Annotated in this window: 3 protein-coding genes; all 3 read right to left on the bottom strand. The window is 29.5% G+C overall.

Annotated features, from left to right (window positions below; genetic code table 11):
* Nucleotides 1-33: 33 nt before the first annotated feature.
* Genes D3P13_RS21675 through D3P13_RS21685 form a run of 3 tightly spaced genes read right to left on the bottom strand, consistent with a single transcriptional unit; the run spans nucleotide 34 to nucleotide 1,701 of the window.
* Complete coding sequence (locus tag D3P13_RS21675; protein ID WP_157973008.1) at nucleotides 34-372, bottom strand: nucleotidyltransferase domain-containing protein; 339 nt, start codon at nucleotides 370-372, stop codon at nucleotides 34-36.
* Nucleotides 363-1,019, bottom strand: a complete 657-nt coding sequence (locus D3P13_RS21680) for a hypothetical protein (protein ID WP_117885802.1) — start codon at nucleotides 1,017-1,019, stop codon at nucleotides 363-365. Before D3P13_RS21680 ends, D3P13_RS21675 begins: the two co-directional genes overlap by 10 nt.
* Entirely contained in the window at nucleotides 1,012-1,701 is a 690-nt protein-coding gene (locus D3P13_RS21685) for an HNH endonuclease (protein ID WP_117885804.1), read from the bottom strand. The genes D3P13_RS21680 and D3P13_RS21685 overlap by 8 nt, the downstream gene beginning before the upstream one ends.
* Nucleotides 1,702-2,026: the final 325 nt, after the last annotated feature.

Raw genomic sequence — 2,026 nt, forward strand, 5'->3', positions numbered from 1 at the left:
CAGCCGTTCTTAAAATGGTTGAAATCAAGTCAATTATTGATTTAAAAGAGTGTTTTTACTGCTTGTGCAACGATTACCGGTGTTGTGTGTAGTTTTTATTTTTCTACTGTTCGTTTTTTTAATAAAATTCAATTCTAATTCTTCATTCAGAGTAAGACAAGTCAAATGTGGTAGTCTGTCATAGAAAACCGTGTTTATTGACTCCTTAACTTTTTTTAATTCTTCAAAATCTGAATAAATAATTAGTATATCAATATCATTATAACGTTTGTTCTTTAAAATTGAGCCAAATAAATAAAATTCGTATTCTGACTCTATTTCTAAATTATTTATGAAATCAATAAATTCCGTAATAAATTCTTTTAATTCCAAAATGTGTTTAATTTACCTAGTAATTCTCCCCATGTACAAATATCAATACTTAAAGAGCTTGCGACTGTATTTGCTTCAGTCGATATTCTCGCATTAGGATTAGTTGAAATCATAATCTTAAAGTCATTAAATCTAGCTTTATAAGACCTTACAGATTCTGTTCCTAGCTCATAATCATTATTCATTACAGCAATAACATCATTTAATACAATTCTTTCAATTTTTATTCTTTTATTATCTAGTCTTTCAATTGATTTTACCTTGTTATGTTGGTTCAAACCTCTTTGGACAAATTCAAATTCTTTATCAACCTGCAAAGAGTTATTTTCTTTGTTAGCAAACCTCATTAAGTCTCCCATTCCACCAAAGGATATTCTTTTATTATTTAAAAAATTCATTGCGGAACCACTAATTTTATATTCCTTTTTGATATTTGTGATGAATTTTATATCGCTCTTGTAATTCACAATTTCTTCAATATCGTTTAATTCGATTAATTCTAAAGACATTGTGAAAGTTAAAAATGATTCTCCTTTTTTTCTTTCTATTTTTAATAGATTGCTGTCACTTGCGGTTATTGTTTTTATACTATCAAATTCTTTTAATTTATCTTTTAAAAATTTGCTTGACCAGTTATCATTATACATACGTTTCAGATATTTTTATTGGAAATTGAATTCCATTTGATTCTTCATTATAAATATGTTTAGATTCAAAATCATGTAAATGATGTTTGAATTTTTCAAAAACAACCTTTTCCGCACTATCAAGTAAGTCATAATTAGAATCAATAATGTTTAAGATTTTTCGGTTGTTCGGTATTATAAATTCTCTGATTTTTTTTAACCACAAAATTGGCATTGTACTTTCTGGATTATATCTTTCATCTGTATTTGGACCATAAATATCAAAAATCATTTTGTTTTCGAGGAAAATAGGTTCTAAGTGCTTTCTTGCTTCAACTCTGTTCTTATATTTTTTGATTCCGAATACATTGTCAAGTTTGCTTTTATGTTCACTTTTCCATTTGAGAATAAGTTCGGTAGGGAAGTCGTCCTCTGCTTTGTCAATTGTAGTGTGGCAATTTGGACACAATAATATTAAATTTTCATAACTACCTTTTTCTTCTGGTGTTAATTTACTGTTTTTTCGAGCTCCTTTATTTACGCTAATAATATGTGCAATTTCAGCGATATGAATTTCTTTTTCTTCAAAAGTTTTGAATAGGTTTTCGTTGCACTCGGGATTTTGACAATAACCACCTGAATTTGCAAATAATTTCGTTTTAGTAAATGGATTTGGGGATGCTTTCCCTCTTTTACAACTCATTCGGTTTGTTGGTTTAAATTACACACAACGGCGCGCGTATGCAACGTAGCGAGTAAATAATCACTAGCCTTAGGCCATACACAGAACCTAATTTATATATTTTGTATTAACTTTTCTAATTTAAGACCAAATTTTTAAATTTGGTGGACTTTATAAAAGAGCGAGAACCATTGGTAAGGCAATTATTAGCTATGTTATATACGCATTGTGTGTGCCCAGCATGGGCATCTTTCCCTTACGAAAGTAAGGAATTAATCTAGAGGGTGCAAGTCCCTTATGGGCATGGGTAACGCCCTGAACCATTAGTAAGCTGCAAGGTTGCTAA

Origin of the sequence: Aureibaculum luteum (genome assembly GCF_003449015.1) — a bacterium.
In the GTDB taxonomy this organism is placed as follows: Bacteria; Bacteroidota; Bacteroidia; order Flavobacteriales; family Flavobacteriaceae; genus Aureibaculum; species Aureibaculum luteum.